Consider the following 18,004-nt stretch of genomic DNA (forward strand, 5'->3'; position numbering starts at 1 on the left):
CTGGTCGTTCGCTTCGCTCACTGCTCGGCTGTGCGACCCGCCTGGTCGTTCGCTTAGCTCACTGCTCGGCTATGCGGCCCGCCCAGGAGTTTCTTAAGCGGTTCAGCACCGACTTCGGATCCTCCTCGGCGCAGTAGCTGATCTTTTTGTAGAACTGGTTGCTCTCGTCGAAGATCAGGGTCTCCGGGCCCATGATGCATCCATCCCCACGATTGTGGACACGAAGTAACCCTCTATACTCGGTCCCTCATTTTATAGCATATCTTAGCATTTTTTGACGGGAATTGGGGAATCCTTGCACGGCCGCGTCCTCCGCACTCAAGGAATTCTTGACGACCCTTTCTGAGAGATGATTCATCGTGATGAGTAATCGCTGATACCGGATTAAAACCGGCCCGGGATTATCTCCTTGTTTCCGAAGTTCATGGCAGATCCTTCAGGCTCAGCATTCTAATGGGGCCGTGAAATAGGGCGGGGTTTCCCCCGCCTAGGCATATGCGGCAAGGCTCAAGTCCAGCTCTTCCGCTGTAGTTTCCAGATCTTTCCGGATAGCATCGGAGAGCTTTATGCCCTCTGCCTTTGCCTCGAGGGTCTTGAGGTACTCGATTTCACCGGGCATATAAATCCGGTCGAAGCCTTCCGCCCTGGGGCAGTCGTGGACGGCATGAACATACTCGTTCATGATGGTGTAAAACTCCTCCACCTTCATGAAGGCTTCGATCTTTATGCCTCCGAAAACATGGCCGATTCTCTGGGGTGTATCGAGTCCGCTGTACAGGTGCCCCACATCGGTAAGCCACTTGGAGCCGGACAGCACTCCGCAGAGTATGTCGATTATCAGTGCCAGCCCGGAGCCTTTGGGGCCGCCCATGGGGCTCAGGAGTCCCTGCAGGGCCGCTTCCGGGTCCCTGGTCTCCCGGCCTTCTTTATCCAGCGCCCATCCCTGGGGAAGTTCCCTTCCCGCCTGGGCTGCCAGCAGAATCTTGCCCCGGGCCACCAGGCTGCTGGCCATATCGACAACCAGGGGCAGTCCGTTTCCCGTGGGTACGGCTATGGAGAGGGGACTGGTCCCCACCATCGCTTTCTTTCCGCCCCAGGGGGCCATGGTGGGATTGGCATTGCTCATGGCAAAGCCGATGATTCCCCGATCCAGGCCCTTCATGGAGTAATAAGCGGTTACTCCGAAATGGTTCGAGTTACCCACCGCTGCCAGACCGATCCCGTTTTCCAGAGCGTTCTGTACCGCCGTCTCGGCGCCGAAGTGTCCCGCAACGGGACCCATGGCGTTCTCACCGTCGATTCTGCAGATACCGCCGGTTCTGGAAACGATTTTCGGATCGGCGGCGGGGTTGATTCCCCCCGCCTTGATACGTTGTACGTAAATCGGAAGTTTCGAAACGCCGTGGGATTCTATGCCCCGGGAATCAGCAAAGACCAGGACCTCCGCGGCGTTCCGTGCCTTGTCTTCGGTAACCCCGACCCGTGTGAGGACCGCGGTGACAAACTCTTTCAGTCTATCCTCTTGAACATGCATTTATTCACTCCGATATTTTTATCGTTTAGAGCAGTTCCATTCCTTTCAGGATCTTCTTCAGCTGCTCCTTCTCGTCGGAGCTCATGGGGCCGACGGGTTCGAAGCAGGGTCCTGCCTCTATTCCCAGAAGCTCCAGGGCTTCCTTGATGACCGTCGGGAAGGTCCCCAGACTGAAGGCAATACGCAGGGGCGCCAGACGGAACTGGGCCTCCAGGGAGCCTTTGATGTCGCCTGCCACATACTTGTCGTAGATGTCCGCACAGATCCGGGGGGCAACGTTGGCACAGGCTGCAACTGCACCGGCACCACCGTAACAGAGGTTGGCATGAATCAGGGTGTCCCGGCCGATCATTACATCGAAGTCCATATCCCGGGTAAGGCGGATATTCTCGGCGGTGTTCGTCATGTCCCCGGAGGAGTCCTTGATCCCAATAATATTCTTGATCTTTGCGAGTTCCACCACCGAACCGGGCTGCAGGGCTACGTGGGTCTTGGGCCTGTTGTCGTAGAGCAGAATCGGCAGATCGGTGCTTGCCGCAACATCGGTAAAATGCTTGATCAGCTGCTGCTGGTTAGGGCTGATAAACAGAGGGGTAAGAACAGAGAGGGCATCCACACCGACTTCCTGGGCGATCTGGGCCAGTTCGATACTTCCCCGGGTGGTTATGTGGTTGGCCCCGGCATAGACCGGAACCCGTCCGGCAACCTGATCCTTGGTTACCTCCAGAATCATCCGGTACTCGTCATTGGACAGACAGTAGAACTCACCGGTTGTTCCAATGGCGAATATTCCGTGAACGCCTCCGTCAAGCAGAAAATCGATCAGCTTGCGAAGGGCTTTCTCGTTCACCTTGCCGTCTTTTGTCAGGGGGGTGATCATTGCGGGCAGTACGCCCTTGGGAGCAAAATTCATACTCATCTCCTGTGTGCAGAGCCGCCTGCGGGCCTGCAAAAAAGTATTGCTTATAATGAAAAATTATGAAATATTATGTCTGATGCATCAGGCATCTGTCAATTGTTTTGCATCGACTTTTTCGTTGTTTCCTTATCCCGCATCGTATATCATTGAAAGGAACCGCAGGAAACGCGCAGCAGACGGGGACGGAGATCATTACCTATGGAAAAACAGGATACAGCACTTACGGCAGTTAACGATCAGTTCAGGTCCCTGAGTGAGACGGTTTACAGTAAAATCCGGGAAGCCATTCTTGCACGGGAACTTGAGCCGGGGGAACGCTTGAGCGAGCGGATGCTGGTGGATAAGCTGGGGGTGAGTTCAACCACGGTAAAACGGGCCCTCCAGCAGCTTCAGGCCGAAGGCCTGGTGGAAATACAGCCCCGGAAGGGTACCTACGTGGTGGAGAGTTTCCCCGCCATGGAAGAGAACACCGTTATGCGGGCCTCCCTGGAAGGGCTGGCCGCCCGCTTTGCCGCTTCCAAGGCAACAGATGAGGATCTGCAGGAGATGCGGGAACAGATAGTGGAAATGCGCCGCAGAACCGAAAAAGATACCCAGCAGAATATAAGCGAAGCGAACGCACGGTTTCATTCCCTGGTCCATCGGGCCTCCTATAACCCCTATGTCGGGCGCCTGATCGATGTTCTCAGAAATTTTGACCGCGATCTGCGTCATCAGGCCCTCTCTGATCATGAAGAAGCTGTCCGGGGGCTGAAGGACCATATCTCGGTCTTCGAGGCTATCGAAGCCCGGGACGGCGACCTGGCGGAGGAGCGGATGCGCCGGCATATCTTAAGGACCCTGGAGTTTGTAAAGACCGGGATGAAAAAGGGCGGAAAAAAATTCTAGAAGCTTCCCCGGGGCTGAACCGTATTTCTACCCCCCGATTCGAGGCACAGCGGCATATTTCTCTTTTCTGCAAAAGATTAGTATTTTAGGCAGGCATGCTGTTCATAAGGAGGAATATATGAAACTCAGTGCACGCAATCAGATCAAAGGCAAGGTGCTTAAAGTTACCAGGGGGGCAGTCAACTCCGAGGTAATCCTGGAAATCCCCGGAGGAGCCCAGATTGTCTCGATCATAACCAATAGTTCCGCCGAAAGCCTGGGGCTGGCGGAAGGAAAGACAGCCTACGCGGTAATCAAGGCCTCCAATGTCATGGTGGCGGTGGATTAAAATCCATTGAGGTCCATGGGCCCGGTTCGGTCCTGTTCCGGGCCCAGGTTTTCCGGAATTGCCGTACTGAGTGTCCGGAGATTCCCGCTCCCCGACGGAGGTTTCCATCTTCCCCGGACTTTTCCTGAAAGTGTGCCCCGAAGACCTTTGACCCGACGTCTCTATCTATGCCTGCTCCCTTTTGTTCTTTTTTTCGTTCTTCTCTTTACGCTTCTCTTTCTGGGTTTTCAGCGGTTTCTTCTTGCTGTCCTTGTGTGTGTTTCTTTCTTTTCCCATGAGTGGCTCCTTGTCGCCGTCAACTTTCCTTACGAATGGACCGGTCAGGGCTTCTGCACATGAAGCGGCTAAGTACATCACCGGTCAGTATAAGATACTTCCCTGGGCCGACTTAATCCAGGCATTTTGAAAAAACCTGATAAATTAGGGTCTTGACGAAACATAGCGCCGATACCTCAGGTACCTGGGACCGTATTCGGAGGGATTTCTGCTTTTTCCCCGGAGATACGCCCGTGGGAACCTGCCCCGTCCGTTTCCTTTACGGCGGAATCGATACCCTTTGCCCTGGTCAGGGCTCCCGGAGCTCAGCCCGCTGCCGGAGAGGGCTTCGTAGTTCCCTTGTCCTTTACCGATGATAATATCGGCGCTGTTCAGGAGTTCCCGAAACCCCGGGCTCAGGAACTTCGGTACCGCCCCCGGGGCGGGGAAGCCGCTGGAGGCCACCTCGCAGAGCCTGTCCATTCCGTGGCACGGGCATCCTCCATGGTGACATCGTTGATGATCCGGTAAATCGGAACCGCGTTCTCCGGGGGGGAGGCATTCCTTGATAACAGGGGTATCAGGCGGGAAACCCCGGTTGCGTACGAAAGCAGATGGAATCAAAAGGCATTCCCCACCCTGACAATATGTATCCCGACGGGACTATCCGAGAAGGACTTTCCTGAATCGGGCTTCCCGGAGATCCGACAATAAGAATGTTACTTCCTGATTATCTCTTTCTCGATTTTCCGCATCCGCTTGTTCATTTCATTCACCCGGAACTCCAGACTGTTGAGGATCCAGAACTGGAAATGATTGAATTTATGCTGGGAATGAATCATCCAGACAATCTTGATCGAAACCAGAAGTACGCTGATCTCGATGGATACAAAGGCAGGCAGAAAATGGGTCGTAAGCTCCAGAACAAAGAAAACCAGAATCACAAAGAGGAAAAGGCCGTTGATTATATTGTCCCGGTGGGAATAGTCCTTTCCCCCGATCTTGCCCAGGAGTGAGCGGATGCGTTCCTTCTCCCGGTTGAACTCTTCCAGGTCCTCGAGGAGTTCCTTTTCCCGTGCCGCCAGATCGTCCATATGTGTCATGGGTCTATTGTAGGGGCGGATTCCCCTGCTGTCCATTCTGAACCTGTATTTTTCCTGTTTTCCCCCGGAGGATAAATATGTATACTGTGCGCTACGGAGGCACACCCCATGGCGAAACTATGGCAGAAGGACTACTCTCTTGATTCCCTGATCGAAAGCTTTACCGTCGGCAGGGATTATCTTCTTGACATGGAGCTTCTTCCGGCGGACTGCACCGCAAGTCTTGCCCACGCAAGCATGCTTGCAACCGTCGGCCTTCTGTCGGACAGCGAGCTCTCTTCTCTTTCCCGGGGGATCCGGTCGGTACTGGATGAATATGGATCCGGGGAGTATAGAATAGAAAAGAGCGACGAGGACGGCCATACCGCTCTGGAAAACCGTCTTGTGGCCCTCTGCGGAGAGGCGGGCAAGAAGATCCACACCGGGCGCAGCAGGAACGATCAGGTCATCACTGCCCTCAGGCTCTACTCCCGGGCATTCCTGTCCGAAGCGGTCCTCGCGGGGATCGACACGGTGGATGCCCTGTTGAAACTCGCCCGGGAACATGAAAAGACTCCCATGCCCGGACGAACCCACATGCAGATTGCCATGCCCTCCTCAGTTGGGCTCTGGGCGGCTGCCTATGCCGAAGAGCTTCTCGACGCTCTCAGGCAGCTTCTCTCCATCGACGCAGTTCTGGACCAGTCACCCCTGGGCTCTGCGGCCTCCTACGGGGTTCCCCTGCCTCTGGACCGTGAGCTGACCGCCGAACTCATGGGTTTTTCCGGAGTTCAGAACAATGTTCTTTATGTGAACAACTCCCGGGGGAAATTCGAGTCCTACCTGCTGGATGCATGTGAGCAGATCGGTCTGACCTTGAGCAAGATGGCCCAGGACCTGATTCTCTTTTCCCTGCCGGAGTTCGGATACTTCTCCCTGCCCCGGGAGCTCTGCTCCGGGTCCAGTATCATGCCCCAGAAGAAGAACCCCGATGGTCTCGAACTCATGCGGGCAAAATCGGCGACCCTCTCATCCTACGCATCCCAGGTAAAAGGGATCCTGCGTTCCCTTCCCTCGGGCTATAACCGGGATTTCCAGGAGACCAAGGAACCCTTTCTGCGGGGAGCCCGGCTGTGCATTCAGATGCTGCGGGTCAGCACACTGACCATATCGAAGCTCGAGGTCAACAAAGAGGCCTTAAAGCGGGGTTTCACTCCTGAGATCTACGCCACGGATGTGGCACTGGAGATGGCGGCAAAGGGAAAGAGTTTCCGCGACGCCTACCGGGAGGTAGGTACAGCCCTGGAGAAGGTGAAGGACCGGGATCCCGGGGAGTCTCTCAAGCAGCGCAGCTCAACAGGGTCTCCGGGAAACCTGAACCTCTCTTTCGCCGCCACCCGTGCGGCGGAGATCGCCTCCCATGCCCGTGCCCTGGGAGAATCCCTGGCTGCTTCAGCCTCTGACCTCGTCGGCCGTGAGGTCCCGCTCTTTCCGCCTCTGCCGTGATTCCGCCAGGGTCCGCAGGGCCCCGGCGGCTACGAGTCCGAGGAAGGTAATAAAAAACGGGGAGGCCAGCAGCAGGGAATCGGGAATTCCCGTCATTCCCTGGAGTACCGTTGCAGTGGCGTTGGCTGCAGAGAAGAGGAGCACCGTGGCCAGCAGGCCCAGGGGACTTTTCCCGGCGATATAGAGGGCAACCAGGGCAATCCAGCCGCGTCCGCCGGTCATGTTCGGTACGTAGGCTCCAATGTCCAGGGCCAACAGGGCGCCTGCAGCACCGCAGCCGATTCCGGATAGCACCAGGGTTTGAAGGCGCACCATTTTTACCGGGTGTCCCAGATTCTCCAGGGTCTCCGGAGCCTCTCCAGCTGCGATGACCCTGTGTCCCCAGCGGGTCTTGCTCATAATCAGCATCAGGGCGGTAAAGGCGAATCCGGCTGCAAGTACGGGGATGATGCCGTGGTCCGGCGGAAAGGTTCTGGAGGTATTCAGGATTGCGGGTCGCAGCACCCCTTTTGTGCCGAAGGCCATCTGGGAAGCGATGCCAAGAAAGCCTGCGGCAGCAAGGTTGAGTCCCAGACCGCTTAAGAAGATGTTCGCTTCCAGTCTCAGCACCGTCCACGCAAAGAAGGCGGCAGCCATGGCGCCCGCAAGGCTGCCTGCCAGAACTCCCATCAGCCAGAAGCCCGATGCGGCTGCAGCTATAAAACCGAAGAAGGCGCCCAGGGCCATGAGTCCCTCCAGCCCTATGTTCAGGATGCCTGCCCGGAAGGGGAGGTATCCGGCAACGGCGGCAAGAATCAGCGGAGCGGCTATGGAAAGAACCGAATTCAGCATGCTTATTCCCCTTTTCCGGCTTCACCGGCGGTAATGGCGATGAACACGGCGGCCTGGAGGAGCAGTCCCATCTCGTTGGAGATTCCGGAGGCCATTACCGCTGCGGAGAGTCCCTGGGTGAGGTAGGCGAAAAAGAGCGCCGCCGGCAGTATAAGGGCCGGACGGTAACGGGCTATCAGGGCCACGGCGATTCCGTTCCAGCCGATGCCTCCGGTACCCCCCTGTACAGCGGCCCCATAGACCCCAAGGCTCATCAGGGCTCCGGCGAGTCCGCACAGCGCCCCGGATATACTCATACCTCCGCTGCGGTAACGGGAGACGCGGATTCCCGAGAGGGATGCAAAACGGGGATTCGCGCCGCTCAGCCTGAGTTCATAGCCCATAAGGGTATAGCGGCTCAGAAACCACCACAGCAGGGCTGCCCCAAGGGCCAGAAATATGCCGCTGGTCAGCTGTGAAGGAGGAAGCAGTCGGACCAGGCGGAATCCCTCCGCTATCTTCGGGGTTGACAGCAGGTAGCTGTCCGGGTCCCGCAGGGGCACCGCTATAAGGTAGTCTATTATCGGGATCACGGCTCCCGCGGCCAGATAGGAGGAGATAAGCTCGTCGGTCCCTATTTTTTCCCGCATGATGCCGGAAAGCCAGCCCATGGCGCTGCCGCCGAAGGCCCCCGCCGCAAGACCCAGAGGTATCATCAGGGCCGGGGGTGCCCCGGGCAGGGCAAGCAGCAGCAGTACCGGCAGCAGGGATCCGAGGTAAGCCTGCCCCTCTCCCCCCAGATTGAAGGAGCCCGAGGTCATGGCCACGGCTATGCCCGCACCGCTCAGGGTAAGGATTCCTGCGGTGGCCATAAGGTTACCGAAGGCGAAGGGAGTCCTCAGGGGATCGGTAAAAAGGTCTGTCAGGGCTTCCAGGGGTTTTGGGCTGACGTAGAGCACCAGCCCCAGGAGAAGGAGAATCCCTCCGCTTATAACCAGAATCCGTCTGTTCTTTGTCACTTCCCGTCTCCTGTCCCGCAGATCCCCAGCATTGCCTCGCCGATCCTGCCGTGATCAAACTGGTCACGCTGAAAGCCGGCGGTGATCTCTCCGTTATAGAGGACCAGCAGGCGGTCGGCGATTTCCAGGACCTCGTCGATATCGCTGGCAAGAAGCAGAATCCCCGCACCCCTGTCCCGCAGACTCAGTATCCGCTGATAGACCTCCAGTCTGCCCTTGACATCGAGCCCCCAGGCCGGTTCGCAGAGAATGACCAGGCCGGAAGCCGAAAGGATTTCCCGGCCCAGAATAAGACGCTGCAGCATTCCCCCGGAGAGGGCGGAGGTCAGTGACCGGGGATGAGCAGAAATTCCGTATTCGGAAAGTAGCTCCCGGGTATAGCTCTCTTTTTTCTTTTCTCCCAGTATACCGTAACGGCTCAGTTCCTTCCGGACCAGCACAGCGGCGTTTTCCATGACCGGAAGCCCCAGGGCGGCCCCGCTCTCCAGCCGGTCGGAGGGTACCATGGCTATTCCGGCCATTTTTATCCTTTCCGGTTCCCGGGGGTAGGGTGTTCCCCCTGCCATGAGGATCTCTCCGGAGTCGGGTTGAACGGAGGCGTTGAGTATCCTCTCCAGGCAGTCCAGACCGTTCTCCCGGATGCCCGAGAGGGCAAGAATCTCACCCCTGCGGAGGCTGAAGGAGATGTTCCGGATAAAGCTCTCCCGGGACCTCTTTGAAAGATTCCGGACTTCCAGGCAGATCCCCCCGGGACTGGAAGGGGTCAGTTCAGCAGCCCTGTCGCCGGTTCCCATGAGTATCCGGGATATCTCTTCCAGGGAGAGATCTCTTGCCTCGGTTTCGGCTATACTCTTCCCCTTTCGCAGCAGGGTAAGCCGGTGGGCGAGCTGCCGGACTTCCCGGATTTTATGGGAGACTATCAAAATGCCCATACCCTCCGCGGCGAGTTCCTGTAAAAGGGAAAAAAGGTTCTCCGTCTCCAGGGGGGTAAAGGAAGTGGAGGGTTCATCGAGGATCAGAAAATCCGGGGCCTTCAGCAGGGCTTCGACAATCATTGTCGCAGTGACCAGGTTGGCAGGTACCCGGTTTCCCCGGGTTGCCAGGGGAAGATCGATCCTGAGCCTTTCGGATATCCTCCTGATTTTTCCCGCTGCTTCATCCCGTCCCTGTCCTGCCGGGTTCATCCCCAGGTGCAGGAACTCCTGTACCGTCAGGGAGGGGACCAGCCGGGGGTGCTGGGGAATATAGGCGATCTTCCCGCTTACTTTGGACCGGTTGTGCCGGGCAGCTGGAATACCGTCCATCAGAATCTCCCCGGAGTCGGGCCGGGTCATCCCGGCGATACAGCGCACCAGGGTGGTCTTTCCCGATCCGTTCTCCCCCAGAAGCCCGTGGATCTCTCCCCGCCGCAGATTGATGCCGGCTCCGTCGAGGGCCTTTACCTCTCCGTGGTTAAAATATTTGTGTATGTTCCGGGCCCTGATGGATCCTCCGCTGTCCGGCATCGCTTACCCTTTTCCTCTGATGCTGCCCTGAGCCTATTCCTGTACCTTCACCGAACCGTTCTTGAGCTCCTCAAGATGATTCTCGAGCTTCTCCCGCAGCTCTTGGCTTAAGTTTTCGGTGTAGGCGGGGTGATCGGTGATGAAAGTAATATATCCCTCGGCTATCCCCACGGATTCCGCTGAGCCGAAGGGGAGTTCCCCCTCAATGGCCTTGAGGGTCATCTCCCGGGCCGCCCGATCCAGGTAAATTCGAGTGCTGCCGATAACGGTACCGGGGGCGACATCGTAGCCTGAGGAGTCGAACCAGATTACTCCCTTTCCTGCCTCCTGTGCCGCCGAGATCACCCCCTGGTTCGCCCCGCCGGCGATGGCCAGGATCACATTGACTCCGGAACGGAACATATCTCCGGCAAGTTCGGAGCCCTTCCCTGCGTCGTACCAGTTTCCCACAACCCGGAAATCAAGCTCTGCAGTCCCTGCCGCTGCCTCAGCGCCCTGCTGATAGCCCGGCCGGATCGAGCGGAGCATCTCCGGATACTCCTGACCTGCAATGAGGCCGACTTTTACAGTCCCTTCCGCCTGCTTCTCTCTGGCCACGAGGCCCGCGAAATAGCCGGCGAGATACCCCTGTTCCCGCTGGTTGAAACGGAAGGTGAAGATCGAGGGATTCCCTTCGATGTGTCCGTCCAGGACCAGGAAGCGGGCTTCAGGGTAGGACCTTGAGACCTCTGCACAGATCTCCGGCATCGCAGGGTTCGAAGTAACGATGAGGTCGTAGCGGCCGGAAGCTGCCAGGGAGCTCAGCTTCGTTAACCATTCTCCCTGATTGAATCCGCCTTCGACAACCGAAACTTCCACACCGGATTTTCCCCGGGCTGCCGCCTCGACTCCTTCGACCATCATCTCGTAGGTAGGGCTTCCGGCCACTACCCCGGGGACGAAAACCGCTATGGAGCCGACTGCCCCGGGGGCCTCCTGTTGTGCTTCTTCCGTCTGAGCCTCCTTCGGACTGCAGGAACTGAGGAAGAGAAAACCTGCCACCACAAAAAGGAGTACTGCAAAACGGGTAATCCCCGGTACAGAGAAATTGAGTTTGCCTTGTAATACGCGGTTCATAAAAACTGCCTCCAGAAAACGCATCGGGGGCAGATGAGAGAAAGTAGAGCGGGCCCTCCCGGAAAAATCCGGAACGGCTGGTTCTATTTTCTTCTCCCATCCAGACTTTCACTGTCGGTTTCGGAATCCCACCGAATCCCCCCTGTGCCGTCTCAACGAAACCGGTACAGGGATTGCGGACTGTTACCGCCGGTCGGGACTTTAGGTCCCTCCCTCGAAGAAAATATATCTGCGTCAAATATATTTCCTTTTTACCCTGAATGTCAATCTTGGCCGTTCAGGCAGGCGCCTGAGGCTTTACTTGACCCCCACACTGAACTAATGATAGGTTTGACCGGTATTCACCAGTAACTCCTAGCCTAGCGTTTGCTTCCGGAACGCACGAGAAGATGGGGACAACCTTTGAGCATATCTAAACCCGGTACTTTGGGAATCATCGCCTGTCCGGGCGGAGCGAGTTTCGCCAGGGAATTATTGCCGCACTTGCGATCCATTTATGCCCGCAAGTACCAGCGCATGGCCACACGCCTCGCCAAACGGTATAAAATAGACAAGGAAAAGGCCATTGAGCAGATCAACTTCGTACAGGATCTGCATATTCCCTCCCAGAATCACGGCTTTTTCGGGGAACACTACCGTCCGCCCTCCTTTGAGATTCCAACCCGTTTTACCCGTTTTGCCAATGGAGAGTTCAAGGCGGAGATTCTCTCTTCGGTCCGGGGCATCGATCTGTATGTAATTCAGGATGTGGAAAACCACTATCCCGTGCCTTTGAACGGGGAAGAGACTACCCTGAGTCTGAACGATCACATGTTTATTCTCTTCGTCACCATCGATGCCGCGATCCAGGCGGGAGCCCGCAGTGTAACCCTGGTGCTGCCGGTGTATCCCTATTCCAGGCAGCATAAGCGCAAAGGCCGGGAGAGTCTGACTGCTGCATGGTTCGGCAGAATCTGCGAGTTCATGGGGGTTGGACGCATTATTACCCTGGACATCCACTCCCGGGAGATTCAGAATACCTTTCATCGGACTGCCATCGAGAATCTTCATGCCTCGTATCAGATTCTCAGGTCCCTTTCACGGCTGGTTGATCTGGTCCATGAGGACCTGGTTGTTGTGGCTCCGGATACCGGCGCGGTGGACCGCAACAAGTTTTACGCCGTGAGCCTGCATAAACCCCTGGCCCTTCTGTACAAGGAGCGGGACTATTCCAAGGTGAGTCAGGCGGGGGACAGCAATATAACCAGTATAAACCTTCTCGGACACGTGGAAGGGAAAACCGTTTTCATGGCAGACGACATGCTTGGCACAGGCGGTACCCTTATCAAGGCAATGACCCATCTGAAGGAGGTGGGCGCCGAGAAAATCATCTGCGCCATCAGTCTGCCCCTCTTTACCGGCAGGGCCATCGAGGAGTTCGATGCAGCCTATCAGAAGGGGCTGTTTTACCGCATCATCGGCACCAATGCCGTTTACCATGACGAAACCCTCCTGGAAAAGGAGTGGTTTGTCTCCGCCAATATCGCCAACCTCTTTTCCAGAATTATCTCCAGGCTGCACCACGGCCGTTCCCTGAGTCCTCTCCTGGACAACCGAAAGATCATTCAGCGTCTTCTGTCCCAGGTGGCAGCCGAGGGCGGAGAAGATGAGCTTCCCTTCGACCGGGAGCCTTCATCCAGAGAGCCCGGGGAGAAGGAGAGAGGGGAATAGCGGGTATGAGCCCCTCCCGCAGCCATCTTGCAGTCGACATCGGAACCAGCTCTCTCAAGGCAGCACTCCTTGATGATCATGGTTCCCCTCTGGGCAGCACAAAAGTCTCTTTTGCCGGAATGCCCGGGGCCGATCTTGGTGCATGGGACCCTTCTGTCTGGGATAGCGCCTTCCGACAGGCTCTGGGAACCCTGAAGGACGGGAAAAAAGCCTCATCTGTCACCATTTCCGGCAACGGTCCCACCCTGGTACCCCTGCAAAAGGACGGCAGTCTCGCCGGTCCCGCTCTGCTCTGGCTGCAGCGGAGGAGTCCCGCTGCGATACCCCCGGATTCTTCCTCATACTTTCTGCCCGCCGCCGGATGGTTTCGGGAGACGCAGCCTGATCTTTTTGAAAAGACAGCGGTATTCGTTACATGCCCGGGGTATCTGAGCTATCGTCTCACCGGGCTGGCCTCCGCTGCCTGTCCCGGCCGGGATTTTTCCCCTTTCATGTGGGACTCCCCGCAGCTTTCCGCCTGGGGCTTCGAGGCGTCGCTTTTTCCGGATCTCCTTTTTACCGGTGACAGGATCGGCGGAGTGAGCGCCCGGGCCGCCGAAGAGTTCGGCCTCGGCAGGGGGGTTCCCGTATATGCCGGGGGCCCTGATTACATGATGGCCATAATCGGGTCCGGGGCGGTCCGTCCCGGTATCAGCTGTGACCGGGCAGGCACTTCGGAGGGGATCAACTACTGTTCCCTGCGGCCGGTGGATTCCGCCTTCTTGCGGACTCTCCCGCATGCAGTATCTGGCATGTATACCGTCGCCGGAATTCTCTCTTCCACCGGGAGGGTCTTTGAGTGGTTCCGAAGGATAACCAATCAGACATCCAGAAACTATGAAGATATTCTGCGGGAGATCTACGCTCTGCCCCTGGATGCCGGGTCTCCCCGTTTCTTTCCTTCCCGTCATCGCGGGCCGATCTGGGACTTCGATCAGGGAATTTTCGCCGGGCTGCAGCCTGATCATACCCATGTGGAGCTGGGTAAGGGGGTCGTTGAAGCCATCGCTTTCGGTATCCTGGATGTTGTGGAGACCCTGAACAAAGAGGGCTGTACGGTTGCTTCCCTCCGGGGTACCGGGGGGCAGTACCGGAATCTTCACTGGAACCGGATGAAGGCGGATATCCTGGGGATTCCCCTGGAGATCCCCAGGGTCATAGACGCTGAACTGATCGGTAATCTCTCAGCAGCTCTGGTGGGCGAGGGTGTATACGCCGATCTTGCCCAGGCCGCTGAAGATCTGGTACAGATCGACGCGGTGATCGAGCCGGAGATGGACCGCCACGGCAGGTACCGGGAACTCTACCGGGAATACCGGGCAGCCTGCGATCTCATTCCCGGAACAGGCCCATGATCCCCCGGTTGGTCTTGAGCCAGGCTTCGGCTTTCCTGTATTCGGGAAAGTAGTGTTTTACCAGACGCCAGTAAGCGGGTGAGTGGTTCAGCTGGCGCTGGTGGCAGAGTTCATGGATTATCAGATAATCCCTGACCGCAGGGGGAATCATGATGATTCTCCAGTTCAGGGAGATGTTTCCCAGTCCCGAGGAGCTTCCCCATCGGGTCCTCTGGTTCCGGAAAAAGACTCTCTTGAAGCCGATATCGGTTATTCGGGAAATCTCCAGGGCCCTCTTTTCGATCTCGTCTTTTGCCAGCTTTATCAGCCATTTTTCCATGACCGCCAGGGAGGATTCTTCGCTGCCGTCCAGGGTATCGACATACAGAACCTTGTCTTCTATTTCGACTCCGCCTCGTTTGCGGCGTCCCTTTTTTAAAACGACCCTGTACGGGATGCCCCGTAAAAGCAGCCGTTGCAGAGGATCGTGCTGTTCCCGGTTTGCCTGCAGCCTGTTGAGGTGCTTCAATACCCAGTTGCGTTTGGCAGCCACGCCGGAGGCTATCTGGACAGCAGACAGCTCCCGTGGAGCGGAGACTGTTACCTTGCCTGCCTGTGAAATTCGTATGTTTATCCGCTTCTGTCCGGGACGACGTATAAGCTCGTACTCAAATCCCGGTCCCCGTACAACAGCCACAGAACCTCTATACCACGGAAGGCGGACTCTGTCCATCTTCCGGATTTTTTCTTCCGGCGATCTTGCTTCTGGGGAAACTGACGGTAAAAACGGTTCCATTTCCGGTTTCGAGGCTCAGGGAGCCTTCGATCTGCTGGGTCAGGGCCTGGATGAGGGTGAGTCCCAGGGATCCGTTTGGGTTTTCCAGGAGGGAAGGGTCCATTCCTTTTCCGTTATCTCCGACCGACAGGAGTACCCGCGTGTCTTCCGTCAAGGCTGTAACGCTTATTTTGCCGTTCCGGGGATCATCAAAGGCATGCTTCAGGGCATTGGTAAGCAGCTCTGTCAGAATAAGTCCGCACACCACGGCCTGATCGAGGCTCAGGTAGAGCCCCTCCATACGGATCTCGATTTTTGGGTGTATGCTGTCGGATATGTATAGTTGAAGTATGGAGGCGGAAAGCTGCCGTACGTACTCAGCCATATCGATGGAATGGAGTGTCTCCCCCGCGTAGATGGATTCATGGACCAGGGCCATGGCCCGTATGCGTACAACGCTGTCCTGGAGAATATGCTGCTGCCCCGGTTGAAGTTCGGAGGACTGGAGATTCAGCAGGGATGAGATGATCTGCAGGTTGTTCTTGACCCGGTGATGCACCTCCTTGAGCAGGACCTCCTTCTCCTTGAGGGATGTCTCGATCTGATCCCTGGAATTACGCAGGTGAATCAGCATGCTTCTGAAGTTGTACAGGAGGATTCTGACTTCTGAATGGTCCCTGATATGGCTTGGAATACTGGTTTCTATTCTGTCGGGATTTTCAGCTATTCTGGAAAACTGATGAAGAAGAAAGTTGTATGCCTTGTAGTAGGGGCGGAAGAGCAGAACCAGGATCGCTGTAAAACCCAGGAGTACGCCGATTATTCCCAGAGCCCCGCTGCGGAAATGGCGAAGCAGAATAATGTTGATATCGTTTATGTAGAGCCCGGTGCCGATGTAGCTGTTGAGAGAGTCGACTCCCACCACATAGGATATCTTCTTCTCGGGGATCCTGCGGTCCGGTGTGGGGTAGTAATACTCCACGTAGCCTTCCCCCTGTCTGGCGGTTTTAACCAGTTCCCGAATGGTGTATTTTCCGTTTACGTCCTGCATGTTCCACTGGTTTGTTCCCTCCATTTCCGGTTCGAAGGGCTGGACCAGGAAGATGCCGTCGTAGGTACTCATGAAGATGTAGTTCTTGGTTGCAGGATCGTCATAGACCAGGGACCGGAGTATTTTACGGACCTGACGTATCGCCTCGTCACGCTCAATTTCACCGGCCTCAAGGCGCTTGAGAATCGGCTCCACCACATTGAGACTCAGTACCACCAGCCTTTTTATCTCCTGCTTGCGCATATCGATCATGCTGGTCTGCAGGTGCAGTGCGAAAGTCAGGTTGAGGATCACTATTACCGCGATAGCTGTGACCAGGGAGGCAGCCAGGCGAAAGGTACTGCGGGAACTCAGCTTCGGTTTGTTCGGGAGGAGATCGGAATCATGGGGTTCCTGGGGTGTCATACGAATGAAACTATAAAAGAATAGAACAAATCATACAAGCTTGGTAAGGATGTTCCGATTCCAGGTGGCCGCCTCCTGCTTTATCGATGAGAGCTGATTTCTGTTGAACCCCTCCCACTCCATGGGAAAGAATGTGTTGTTGTGGAAAAGGGGTTCCTCCGCCAGGGGAAAACGGCTCCTTTCGGTACAGCTGCTCCACAGGGGGCTTCCCGGGACGGGGGAGAATTCGGCGATATGGATACGGACTCCGCCTGCCCGGGCTTCCCGGACCGAAGTTTCCACCTCATCGCTTCTCTGGTCCGGCAGTCCGGCAAGGATGTATACCGCTATCTGCCGGGGCTTAAATCCTCCCCGGCGCAGTGCTTCCACCGCGGCGGTAAAGCTCCCTTCCCGGTACTTGCTTCCGTGGGATTCGTGAAAATCAGAGGATGAACTTTCATAGCCCAGCCTGAGTTCCCTGAAGCCGGCGCGCTTCATCAGCCGGGCTGTATCCGGGTCTATCCTGTTCAGATGCACCGCGTTGGGGGTATAAAACGACGGGGTCATCCCTTCAGCCAGTATTTTCTCAAGGAAGGGAATAAATACACTTTCGCTGTTGACCAGAAGCGCATCGTCGTAGAATGCGAAATTCCTCAGCCCGGCTTCGTAGAGCTGCCTGAACTGTGAGAAGCTCTTCTCCGGATCTCCCGCTGTAAAGCCTCCATGAAGGGCCCCGGAGGCGCAGTAGTCGCAGCGGTACGGGCAGCCCTCGTTCAGTCTCACTACCCCCGCGTCATCCCAGTATTCCAGGTCCGTCAGCGGATCAGGAAGGGGACCCGCGATTCCCGCCGGTGTCAGACCCGCCTTCCGCAGAAGCAGGTCGAGGGTCTCGCCGTCCAGCCGGGAAAGGACCGTATCCGCCCGGGTATGGGTTCGGCAGTGTTCAGGCATCAGGGAGGCGTATACACCCCCTGCAATGAGGGGAACCCCGGGAAAAAGGGATTTAAACATATTTCCTGCTTCTGCAGCTCCCTTGTACCAGTATGTCATCCCCGTGCTCAGAAATGCGATATCCGGCCGGGCTTCACGCATCTTCTGCTGCATGACCTCCGGAAGAATCCCGTAGCGGGCAAAGCGCCGGTTGAGACCTTCGGGCAGGTACTCCTGCAGTATCGAGGGCATCTCCCGGGGAATGCGGAAGAATTTGCCGGTACCGTCGCTTTTTCTCTTCGCCGGACCCGCAACCGCCTCGCTGAAGGGTTCTCTGTAATCCAGGGCGTTCAGGTATACTGTCTCGTAGCCACCCTTTCTCAGGGCCGCGGCCAGGCGGAACAGTCCGTAGGGCTTGAGAAAAAGGTCATAGAGGGCAAAGTCGTAGACCGGCGGGTTTATCAACAGGGCACGGGGTTTTTCCTTCATTGTTTCGCATGCGTAGCCTATCACAGCTGTTTCCCGATGTCATTATCTGTAGATCCCGAGAAAATACGGGGATGTAGGATCCTGGCCGGAAGCGGTACTGAAACGTAGAGTATGCAGCTCTCCCGGTGAATGAGCAGGCTGTAATCGGAGCACCTCTAAAAACTGCTCCTTTCCCCATATCCAGGGTCGTAAAGACTCTCCGCGGTCCTCAACTCCTGTTATCACAAGGGTTTGCGGGTGCTGTGAAATCCTTGCTTCCTGACCCGGGCAAAAATGCCAGCTTTTAGGGCTGCCCGTCATATAATCAGGCAGGAGTATATCGACACGTCT

At 56.5% G+C, this 18,004-nt stretch carries 18 protein-coding genes and 1 riboswitch; of the genes, 5 read left to right on the forward strand and 13 right to left on the reverse strand.

Annotation, left to right across the window (positions count from 1 at the left end; genetic code table 11):
- Positions 1-58: 58 nt before the first annotated feature.
- The 3 genes from B4O97_RS19715 to dapA form a co-directional block, all read right to left on the reverse strand.
- On the reverse strand, positions 59-193 hold the full coding sequence (locus B4O97_RS19715) for a hypothetical protein (protein WP_269844530.1): 135 nt from the start codon (positions 191-193) through the stop codon (positions 59-61).
- Between the two features lie 294 nt (positions 194-487).
- The gene (locus B4O97_RS00005) at positions 488-1,534 is read right to left on the reverse strand and encodes an Ldh family oxidoreductase (RefSeq protein WP_083047053.1); all 1,047 of its coding nucleotides are present in this window, start codon (positions 1,532-1,534) and stop codon (positions 488-490) included.
- A 25-nt stretch (positions 1,535-1,559) separates the two neighbouring features.
- The gene (gene dapA, locus B4O97_RS00010) at positions 1,560-2,447 is read right to left on the reverse strand and encodes a 4-hydroxy-tetrahydrodipicolinate synthase (RefSeq protein WP_083047055.1); all 888 of its coding nucleotides are present in this window, start codon (positions 2,445-2,447) and stop codon (positions 1,560-1,562) included.
- A 204-nt stretch (positions 2,448-2,651) separates the two neighbouring features.
- Here dapA and B4O97_RS00015 point away from each other — a divergent pair, with 204 nt between their 5' ends.
- Both B4O97_RS00015 and B4O97_RS00020 read left to right on the forward strand, forming a co-directional pair.
- Complete coding sequence (locus tag B4O97_RS00015; protein WP_083047057.1) at positions 2,652-3,341, forward strand: GntR family transcriptional regulator; 690 nt, start codon at positions 2,652-2,654, stop codon at positions 3,339-3,341.
- A gap of 118 nt (positions 3,342-3,459) precedes the next feature.
- On the forward strand, positions 3,460-3,669 hold the full coding sequence (locus B4O97_RS00020; RefSeq protein ID WP_083047059.1) for a TOBE domain-containing protein: 210 nt from the start codon (positions 3,460-3,462) through the stop codon (positions 3,667-3,669).
- Between the two features lie 165 nt (positions 3,670-3,834).
- Here the strand turns inward: B4O97_RS00020 and B4O97_RS19270 are convergent, their stop codons facing one another.
- The 3 genes from B4O97_RS19270 to B4O97_RS00030 form a co-directional block, all read right to left on the reverse strand.
- Entirely contained in the window at positions 3,835-4,026 is a 192-nt protein-coding gene (locus B4O97_RS19270; protein ID WP_143305451.1) for a hypothetical protein, read from the reverse strand.
- 63 nt (positions 4,027-4,089) lie between these two features.
- A complete protein-coding gene (locus B4O97_RS00025; RefSeq protein WP_083047061.1) occupies positions 4,090-4,407 on the reverse strand; it encodes an ARMT1-like domain-containing protein in 318 nt (105 codons plus the stop codon).
- Positions 4,408-4,643: 236 nt separating this feature from the next.
- Complete coding sequence (locus tag B4O97_RS00030; RefSeq protein ID WP_233142865.1) at positions 4,644-5,063, reverse strand: hypothetical protein; 420 nt, start codon at positions 5,061-5,063, stop codon at positions 4,644-4,646.
- Between the two features lie 72 nt (positions 5,064-5,135).
- Here B4O97_RS00030 and argH point away from each other — a divergent pair, with 72 nt between their 5' ends.
- Positions 5,136-6,512 (forward strand): argininosuccinate lyase, encoded by a 1,377-nt coding sequence (gene argH, locus B4O97_RS00035; protein WP_083047063.1) that lies wholly within the window; start codon positions 5,136-5,138, stop codon positions 6,510-6,512.
- Here argH and B4O97_RS00040 read toward each other — a convergent pair.
- From B4O97_RS00040 to B4O97_RS00055, 4 genes are read right to left on the reverse strand one after another with little or no spacing between them, the layout of a single operon-like run.
- Complete coding sequence (locus B4O97_RS00040; protein WP_083047065.1) at positions 6,459-7,343, reverse strand: ABC transporter permease subunit; 885 nt, start codon at positions 7,341-7,343, stop codon at positions 6,459-6,461. The genes argH and B4O97_RS00040 overlap by 54 nt on opposite strands.
- Before the next feature lie 2 nt (positions 7,344-7,345).
- Positions 7,346-8,341 (reverse strand): ABC transporter permease, encoded by a 996-nt coding sequence (locus tag B4O97_RS00045; protein WP_083047067.1) that lies wholly within the window; start codon positions 8,339-8,341, stop codon positions 7,346-7,348.
- On the reverse strand, positions 8,338-9,846 hold the full coding sequence (locus tag B4O97_RS00050) for an ATP-binding cassette domain-containing protein (RefSeq protein WP_083047069.1): 1,509 nt from the start codon (positions 9,844-9,846) through the stop codon (positions 8,338-8,340). Before B4O97_RS00050 ends, B4O97_RS00045 begins: the two co-directional genes overlap by 4 nt.
- Positions 9,847-9,879: 33 nt before the next feature.
- A complete protein-coding gene (locus B4O97_RS00055; protein ID WP_083047603.1) occupies positions 9,880-10,962 on the reverse strand; it encodes a BMP family ABC transporter substrate-binding protein in 1,083 nt (360 codons plus the stop codon).
- Positions 10,963-11,046: 84 nt separating this feature from the next.
- A riboswitch (FMN riboswitch) is annotated at positions 11,047-11,188 on the reverse strand.
- A 176-nt stretch (positions 11,189-11,364) separates the two neighbouring features.
- On the opposite strand from B4O97_RS00055, the gene prs reads away from it, so the two are divergent.
- Both prs and B4O97_RS00065 read left to right on the forward strand, forming a co-directional pair.
- Positions 11,365-12,672, forward strand: coding sequence for a ribose-phosphate diphosphokinase (prs, locus tag B4O97_RS00060; RefSeq protein WP_083047071.1), 1,308 nt, complete (start codon positions 11,365-11,367; stop codon positions 12,670-12,672).
- A 5-nt stretch (positions 12,673-12,677) separates the two neighbouring features.
- Positions 12,678-14,066: a xylulokinase gene (locus B4O97_RS00065; protein ID WP_083047073.1), complete on the forward strand. Its 1,389-nt coding sequence runs from the start codon at positions 12,678-12,680 to the stop codon at positions 14,064-14,066.
- On the opposite strand, the gene B4O97_RS00070 is transcribed toward B4O97_RS00065, so the two are convergent.
- The 3 genes from B4O97_RS00070 to B4O97_RS00080 are packed head-to-tail and all read right to left on the reverse strand — an operon-like array spanning position 14,044 to position 17,674.
- Complete coding sequence (locus tag B4O97_RS00070; protein WP_158084072.1) at positions 14,044-14,742, reverse strand: M48 family metallopeptidase; 699 nt, start codon at positions 14,740-14,742, stop codon at positions 14,044-14,046. The two genes, B4O97_RS00065 and B4O97_RS00070, sit on opposite strands and share 23 nt — an antisense overlap.
- 7 nt (positions 14,743-14,749) lie before the next feature.
- Positions 14,750-16,276, reverse strand: a complete 1,527-nt coding sequence (locus B4O97_RS00075; RefSeq protein WP_083047077.1) for a sensor histidine kinase — start codon at positions 16,274-16,276, stop codon at positions 14,750-14,752.
- 30 nt (positions 16,277-16,306) lie between these two features.
- Positions 16,307-17,674, reverse strand: a complete 1,368-nt coding sequence (locus B4O97_RS00080; protein ID WP_083047079.1) for a B12-binding domain-containing radical SAM protein — start codon at positions 17,672-17,674, stop codon at positions 16,307-16,309.
- Positions 17,675-18,004 lie beyond the last annotated feature (330 nt).

This window comes from Marispirochaeta aestuarii, assembly GCF_002087085.1.
GTDB classification, from domain to species: Bacteria; Spirochaetota; Spirochaetia; order JC444; family Marispirochaetaceae; genus Marispirochaeta; species Marispirochaeta aestuarii.